Genomic DNA, 7,711 nt, shown 5'->3' with positions numbered 1-7,711 from the left:
ACCCTGGAGTTCGTCGAGGGCAGCGACCCGGTGCTGGCCCTGGATGACGTGCGCCAGCAGGTGGACAGCTTCACCAACCTGCCGGCGGACGCCGAGACGCCGGAAGTCTCCCGGCTGGCCCGCTACGAACCGGTGGCCCGGCTGCTGGTGCATGGCGACCTGGCCCCCCATGAGCTGCGCCAGCTGGCCCAGCGCTTCGAGGACGAGCTGCTGTTCGCTGGCATCGACCGGGTCGAGATCACCGGACTGCCGGCCCAGCAGATCACCATCGAGGTGCCGGCGGAACGGCTGCAGGGCCTGGGGCTCTCCCTTGGCGATATTGCCGCCCGGGTGGAGGGCATGTCCCGGGACCTGCCGGCGGGGCTGCTGGGCCAGCGCGACAGCGCCCGGGAGCTGCGCTCGCTGCAGCAGCGCCGCGACGCCCTGGGCTTCGAGGATCTGCCGATTCTCAGCGGCGACCGGGTGCAACTGCGCCTGGGGGACATCGCCACCGTTCGCCAGGAGCCAAGGGAGGGGCAGGTGGAGCTCGCCCATGGCGGACGCCCGGCGGCGGAGCTGGTGCTGCAGCGCGCCGAGACGGGCAACTCCCTGGCCGCCGCCCGGGTGCTGGAGGCGTGGCTCGAGGAAACGCGCCCGACCCTGCCGGAGAGCGTCGAGCTCGAGGTCTATGACGAGTCCTGGCAGCTGATCGACGACCGCATCTCGCTGCTGCTGGTCAACGGCGCCAGCGGCCTGCTGCTGGTGGTGATCCTGCTCTACTTCTTCCTGCCGGCCCGGGTGGCGCTGTGGGTAGCGATCGGCATTCCCACCGCCTTCATGGCGGCGCTGGGGGTCTTCTGGGGCATCGGCGGCTCCATCAACATGATGTCGCTGTTCGCGCTGATCATGGCGCTTGGGGTGATCGTCGACGACGCCATCGTGGTGGGCGAGGACGCCGACGCCCACCACCGCCTGGGCGAGGCGCCGAGACACGCCTCGGCGGGGGCGGCGCGACGCATGCTGTGGCCGGTGGTGGCCTCCTCGCTGACCACGGTGGCGGCCTTCATGCCGCTGCTGATGGTGGGCGGGGTGATCGGCAATATCCTCGGTGATATCCCGGTGATCATGATCTGCGTGCTGATCGCCTCGCTGCTGGAGTGCTTCGTGGTGCTGCCGGCCCACCTGCGCAACGCCTTCGTGCCGGGCAAGCCACCGGCGCGACCGCCCCGCGGCATCGCCCGGCTGCGCGAGGGCTTCGAATATCGCTTCGAGGCCTTTCGCGAGGGGCCCTTCCGGCGCTTCTCGGCGCTGACCCTGCGCCATCGCGGCGCCACGGTGGCCGGCGCCCTGGCGGTCACCCTGGTCACCGCGGGGCTGCTGGCCGGCGGACGCCTCGGTTTCAACTTCTTCCCGGCCCCGGAGTCCAGCGTGGTCTATGCCAACGCCAGCTTCGTGGCCGGCACCGATCGGGCCCGGGTGGCGGAGTTCGTCGACCATCTCCAGGCGACCCTGGAGGAGACCGACAGCGCCCTGGGCGGTGACCTGGTGAGGCTGGCGGTGTCGCGCTACGGCACCACTCAGGAGGGTGGCTCTCCCGGGCGCAGCGCCGACGAGGTGGGCTCGCTGATGATCGAGCTGATCTCGCCGGATCACCGCGAGGTCCGCAACGCCGCCTTCATCCGCGCCTGGCGCGAGCGCATCCGCGAACCCGCAGGCCTCGATTCGCTGAACATCAATGAGCGCGCCGCCGGCCCGCCGGGGCGCGATGTCAACGTGCGCCTGACCGGCGAGGATGCCCTCGCGCTGCGCCTGGCCGCCGATACCCTGTCCCAGGCCATGGCGGGGCTCTCCGGGGTGATCGACACCGAGGACGACATGCCCTGGGGCCGCGAGCAGCTGGTCTACCGGGTCAACGCCTTCGGCGAGGCGCTGGGCCTGACCACCGCCGAGCTGGGCCGCCAGTTGCGCACCGCCTTCGACGGCAGGGTCGTGCAGATCCACCAGTCGGGCGCCGACGAGGTCGAGGTGCGGGTACAGCTGCCCCGCGAACAGCGCGAACGGCTCGCCACTCTCTCCGGGCTGGCGGTGAGCCTGCCGGACGGTCGCCAGGTGCCGCTTTCCCAGGTGATGGAGCTCGACCACCGCCAGGGCTTCGAGGCGCTGCGCCACGCCGATGGCCAGCTGGCGGTGGAGGTGAGCGCCGAGCTCGATACCTCCGTGACCTCGGCGGAGCAGGTGCTGGAGAGCCTCTCGGCGGAGCTCCTGCCGGCCCTGGCCCGGGACCACCACCTGCACTACAGCTTCGAGGGGCGCGCCGCCGACCAGCGCGAGACCCTGGCCGACATGCGCATGGGGCTGCTGGTGGGGGTCGGGCTGATGTACGGGGTGCTGACCTGGGTGTTCGCCTCCTGGAGCCTGCCGCTGATCGTCATGGCGATCATCCCCTTCTCGCTGGTGGGGGCGCTGCTGGGCCACTGGGCGCTGGGCATCGACCTGACCGTCCTCTCGCTGTTCGGTCTGTTCGGGCTCTCCGGCATCGTCGTCAACAATGCCATCATCCTGGTCAGCTTCTATCGTGAGCAGCGCGATCGGGGGCTTGCCATCGACGAGGCACTCAACGAGGCGGTGGTGCAGCGGGTGAGGGCGGTGCTGCTCACCTCGCTGACCACCATCGGCGGGCTTCTCCCGCTGCTCTTCGAGACCTCGCTGCAGGCGCAGTTCCTGATTCCCATGGCGACCTCCATCGCCTTCGGCCTGGGCGGCTCGACGTTTCTGGTGCTGCTGGTCACCCCGGCGCTGCTCTCCTGGCTGGAGCACGGCCGCGAGCGGCTGGCCCGGCGCCGGCCCGTGGCATCGGCGGACGCGGAGGGCTAGGCTGGAACGGCATCGGGAGTGACTGAACCGCGCAGGGGAGGCATGAGATGGACGTTCGTGACTATCGCGCCCATGACGGGCTGGGGCTGGCGGCGTTGATTCGTTCGGGCGAGGTGAGCCGGGATGAGGTGTTCGCCGCCGCCTGCGCGGCCATCGAGGCCGACAATCCGACGCTGGGGGCGGTGGTGCGCACCCGCTTCGAGCAGGCCCGCGAGGAGGGGCGAGGCGTCGATCCGGCGGCGCCCTTCGCCGGGGTGCCGACCCTCACCAAGGACCTGCTGATGGCCATCGGCGGCGAGCCGCTGGCCTTCGGCAGCGCCGCCATGGCCGAGTGGCGTGCCCCCGAGGACTCGAGCCTGGTGACCCGACTGCGCCAGGCCGGCCTCTCGATCCTCGGCCAGACCGCCACCCCGGAGCTGGGGCTGATGGGCATCACCGAGCCCCGGGCCTTTCCCCACCCGGTCAACCCCTGGGCGCCCGAGCACTCGCCCGGCGGCTCCAGCGGCGGGTCGGCCGCCGCGGTGGCCGGCGGCCTGGTGCCCCTGGCGCTGGCCGGTGACGGCGGTGGCTCGATCCGCATCCCGGCCAGCCACTGCGGACTGTTCGGGCTCAAGCCCTCCCGCGGGCGGGTGCCGCTGGGCCCCATGTTCGGCGAGGTGTGGCAGGGGGCGGTGGTGGAGCACGCCTTGACCCGCAGCGTGCGCGACAGCGCCGCCCTGCTCGATGCCATCAACGGCATGGACGAGGGCAGCCCCTGGCCGCTGCCCCGGGAAACAGGCTTCCTCGACGCTCTCACGCGGCCGCCCGAGGCGCTGCGGGTGGCGGTGTCGCTGGGGGAGCCCCTGGGCGCACCGCTGGGCACTCGCCTCGACCCGGAGGTTCGCCTGGCGGTGGAGCAGGCCGCCTGTCGCCTCGAGGGGCTGGGCCACCACCTGGAGTGGGCCGACCCGCCGGTGGACGGCGGGGCGCTCGCCGACAGCTACCTCACCCTCTACCTGGGCCACCTGGCGGCGGATCTCGCCTGGGTGAGCGAGCAGACCGACGTGCCGGTGTCACGGCTGGATATCGAGCCGGCCACCCGGGCCATCGGCCGCCTGGGACGCTGCCTGCCGGCCCGTGACTATGAGGCCGCCAAGCGCTTCTGGAACCGCGCGGCCCGCGACATGGCCGCCTTCCATCGACGCTTCGATGTGCTGCTGATGCCGGTGGCCGCCACCCCGGCCCCGCGCCGTGGCGAGCTCTATCCGTCGGCGGCTCGGGAGCGGCTGATGTCACTGCTGGCGATTCCCGGCATCTCTCGACTGGCGCTAAAGGCAGGCATGCTCAAGCGCCTGGCCGCCGACTCGCTGCGCATGACCCCCTACACCCAGCTGGCCAACCTCACCGGCCAGCCGGCCATGTCGCTGCCGCTGCATGTCACCCCCGAGGGGCTGCCGGTGGGCGTGCAGGTGCTCGGCCCCATGGGGGACGAGCACCGCCTGCTGGCGCTGGCCGCCCAGCTGGAGGCCGAGGTCGACTGGGGCCACCATCTGCCGCGGCCGCCAGGCCGTTAAGTTCAGGTAGAATGTTCGGCGACTTCGCCGACGTGTGCCCCATGCCCAAGCCCCCCGATACCTCGCCGCCCCCTGTTTCTCCTCTGTCCGCCGCGGGCGACCGCCACTTCGACGGCCTGGCCGAGAAGTTCGCCGCGAGCCTCTACGGCGGGCCGCGCGGCGAGCTGCGCCTGGCGCTGCTCGACCGCCTGCTGCCGGAGCTGCTCGCGCTGCATGGCCAGCCGGTGCTCGACGTGGGCGGCGGCCTTGGCCAGCTGGCGGGCTGGTTCGCCGCCCGTGGCCACGCCGTGACTCTGGTCGAGCCCTCTGGTGAGATGCTGGCGCGCGCCAGGGAGTCCCTGTCGGGCAGGCCTGTGACCTTCGTCCAGGCGCCGCTGCAGTCGCTGCCCGAGGTGGCCCCCGGCCCCTGGCCGCTGATCGCCTGCCACGCGGTGCTGGAGTGGCTGGCCGACCCCCGCGCCGCCCTGGCGACCCTGGCCGACCGGCTGGCGCCGGGCGGGCAGCTCTCGCTGATGGTCTTCAACCGTGATGCGCTGCGCTTCTCCAACGTGGTCAAGGGCAACCTGGAGAAGGCCCTGGCCGACCGCCTGGCGGGCAAGGGGCTGCGTCGGCGGCTGACGCCGATCTCGCCGCTGACCCATGCCCAGATCATCGCCTGGAGCGCCGAGCTGGGCCTGGAGGTCCGCGCCGTGGCGGGGGTGCGTGTCTTCCACGACTACCTGCGCCGGCCCCCCACGAGCGACGCCGACCGCGAGGCGCTGCTGGCACTCGAGTGGCGCTACTGCCGGGTCGAGCCCCACTGGCGTCTGGGGCGCTACCTGCTCTACACCCTGGTGCGCCCCGATACCCCACACCCGCCGGCAGAGGAGCCCGGTTCATGAACGTCGAGACCCACCGCTCCGGGACCAGCCGGGCAGAGACTCCGGCCTGCCAGCTACTGGCGCGCCAGGCCGACGACTACCGCGGCTGGTGGTGGGTGGCGCCGCCCCGGGATCCCTGGCTGGAAGGGGGGCAGGGCGCGGCGATCAGCGCCGACCTTTCCGTGCGCGCCGCCTGGCAGGCCGCCGGGCGGCCTGCCGCCTCGCCCTTCGAGATACCGCCTGGGGTTGGCGAAGGCACGCCGCCCGGGGCGGTGCTGTTCTGGCCCAAGAGCCACGCCCTGGGCGAGTGGTGGCTGCTGTGGCTCTGCGCCACCCTGCCCGAGGGCACGCCGCTGCAGCTGGTGGGGGAGAACCAGGGCGGCATCAAGCGGGTGCTCAAGGTGCTGGCGGCGCTGGGGCTTGGCTGTCGCAAGCGCGACAGCGCCCGGCGCTGCTCGCTGTTCGAGACGCGGCTTGGCCGGGTGGCGATCGCCCCGGACGCTGCCTGGACCCGCTTCGAGGTCGAGCTTGGGGAGGAGAGGCTGACGCTTGCCAGCCACCCCGGGGTGTTCGGCCACGGCAAGCTGGACGACGGCACCCGGCTGCTGCTGGAGACGCTGTCCAATATGTCTGGCGATGTCCTGGGCGATGTTCTGGGCGATGTTTTAGATATGGGCTGCGGTGACGGTATCCTGGCCGCCTGGCTGGCGCGCCGCGGGGCGGCGGTCACGGCGGTGGACGTCAACGCCTTCGCGGTAGAGGCGACCCGGCGCAGCCTGGCGGCCAATGGCCTGGCCGGCGAGGCCCTGTCGGGAGAGGTACTGGAAAGCGACGTCTATTCGGCGCTGGCGGGGCGTACCTTCGACGCCATCGTCAGCAACCCGCCCTTCCACCAGGAGCGCGCCATCGACTACGGCCCCGCGGCGCGGTTGATTCTCGAGGCGCCGGCGCACCTGAAGCCCGGCGGCCAGCTGCTGCTGGTGGCCAACGCCTTCCTGCCCTATCCGGATCGGCTCGAACGCGCCTTCGGCGGCTTCGAGATCCTCGCCGACGACCGCCGCTTCCGGGTCTACCGGGCTATTTCCCCGGATCGCGATAGGCGATCTCGGTGATCACGTAGGTGGTCTCCCCGCCGGGGGCAGCCACCGTCACCTCCTCGTCCAGGGGCTTGCCGAGCAGCGCCCTGGCCAGGGGCGAGTCGACGCTGATCCAGCGCTTCGCCGGGTCGATCTCGTCGTGGCCGACGATGCGTATCGCCATCTCCTCGCCGTCGTCATCCTCCAGGGTCACGAAAGCGCCGAAATAGACCTTGCCGGTGTCCGCCGGCAGGCGGTCCACCACCGTGAGCTCGTCGAGCCGCCTGGTCAGGTAGCGAATCCGAGCGATCACCCGGTTGAGTTCCTTCTTGTTGTAGGTGTAGTCCGCGTTCTCCGAGCGGTCGCCCAGAGCGGCCGCCTCGCCCACCTTGGCGGACAGGGCGGGGCGCTTGACCCGGGAGAGGTGGTCAAGGATGCCGCGCAGCCGCTCGGCGCCCTCGGCGGTGATCAGGTGGCTCTTGGGTTCCTGGCGCGGGTCCTTGGCGGGGTCGCGCCAGCGGGTCATGTTGCGGCCTTTCATGCAGCACCTCGGTGGCGTGGCTCTGGCGGCGAACATACGCCAAGCGGGCGACAGGGCCAAGTGCCGTCGCGGACATCGACTGCTGGCCACTGCCCACGCCTGGAAGATCCGGTCACCCCCAGGTTGGCATTCCCGTCCCCGGTCACGATAATGAGTGCTTTGCCCAAGCGGAGACCGCCATGAGTGACTCGCCAGAGGTCCCGGACCTGGCCGCGGCGGCGCCCTTCACCGCCGCCGATGTGGAGCTGCTGGAGCGGCGCTGTCTGCATCAGGGCTTCTTTCGCCTGGAGGCGTTGCAGCTGCGCCACCGCCTCTTCGAGGGCGGCTGGAGCGGCACCATGACTCGCGAGGTGCACCGCCGCCACGACGCAGTAGGCGTGCTGCTCTACGACGTGGAACGCGATGCCGTGGTGCTGGTGGAGCAGTTCCGCGCCGGTGCCCTGGACGACCCCGTCTCGCCCTGGAAGCTCGAGGTGGTGGCCGGTCTGGTGGAGCGGGGCGAGTTGCCCGCCGAGGTGGCCCGCCGCGAAGCCATGGAGGAGGCCGGCGCATCCGTGGGCGAACTGATCGAGCTGCATGCCTACTACCCGAGCCCCGGCGCCTGTGACGAGCGGGTCACCCTGTTCTGCGGCCTGGTGGACAGTGAGGGCCTGGGCGGCGTGCACGGCCTCGACGAGGAGCACGAGGACATTCGCGTGCATGTGCTACCGTTTGTCAGGGCCTGGGAACTCCTGCAGGCCGGACGACTCGACAATGCCATGTGCCTGATCGCCCTCCACTGGCTGGCGGCCGAGCGGGCCTCACTGCGAGCGAGGAGATAGTTCGTGA

At 71.6% G+C, this 7,711-nt stretch carries 6 protein-coding genes; 5 read left to right on the top strand and 1 reads right to left on the bottom strand.

Annotated features, from left to right (window positions below):
- The 4 genes from IBX53_RS13155 to IBX53_RS13140 form a co-directional block, all read left to right on the top strand.
- The coding region (locus IBX53_RS13155; protein WP_290909971.1) for an efflux RND transporter permease subunit at positions 1–2,853 on the top strand (2,853 nt) is incomplete at its 5' end.
- 47 nt (positions 2,854–2,900) lie between these two features.
- The gene (locus IBX53_RS13150) at positions 2,901–4,406 is read left to right on the top strand and encodes an amidase (RefSeq protein ID WP_290909969.1); all 1,506 of its coding nucleotides are present in this window, start codon (positions 2,901–2,903) and stop codon (positions 4,404–4,406) included.
- Positions 4,407–4,447: 41 nt separating this feature from the next.
- On the top strand, positions 4,448–5,287 hold the full coding sequence (locus IBX53_RS13145) for a methyltransferase domain-containing protein (protein ID WP_290909967.1): 840 nt from the start codon (positions 4,448–4,450) through the stop codon (positions 5,285–5,287).
- Positions 5,284–6,378 (top strand): class I SAM-dependent methyltransferase, encoded by a 1,095-nt coding sequence (locus IBX53_RS13140; protein ID WP_290909964.1) that lies wholly within the window; start codon positions 5,284–5,286, stop codon positions 6,376–6,378. Before IBX53_RS13145 ends, IBX53_RS13140 begins: the two co-directional genes overlap by 4 nt.
- Here the strand turns inward: IBX53_RS13140 and greB are convergent.
- Positions 6,344–6,883: a transcription elongation factor GreB gene (gene greB / locus IBX53_RS13135; protein ID WP_290909962.1), complete on the bottom strand. Its 540-nt coding sequence runs from the start codon at positions 6,881–6,883 to the stop codon at positions 6,344–6,346. The two genes, IBX53_RS13140 and greB, sit on opposite strands and share 35 nt — an antisense overlap.
- A 179-nt stretch (positions 6,884–7,062) precedes the next feature.
- On the opposite strand from greB, the gene IBX53_RS13130 reads away from it, so the two are divergent.
- Complete coding sequence (locus tag IBX53_RS13130) at positions 7,063–7,704, top strand: NUDIX domain-containing protein (protein ID WP_290909960.1); 642 nt, start codon at positions 7,063–7,065, stop codon at positions 7,702–7,704.
- Positions 7,705–7,711 lie beyond the last annotated feature (7 nt).

The sequence above is a fragment of the Halomonas sp. genome (genome assembly GCF_014859505.1).
Taxonomy (GTDB): domain Bacteria; phylum Pseudomonadota; class Gammaproteobacteria; order Pseudomonadales; family Halomonadaceae; genus Halomonas.
The sequence above is the reverse complement of the archived record's forward strand: the minus strand, read 5'-3'. Positions and strand labels throughout refer to the sequence as shown.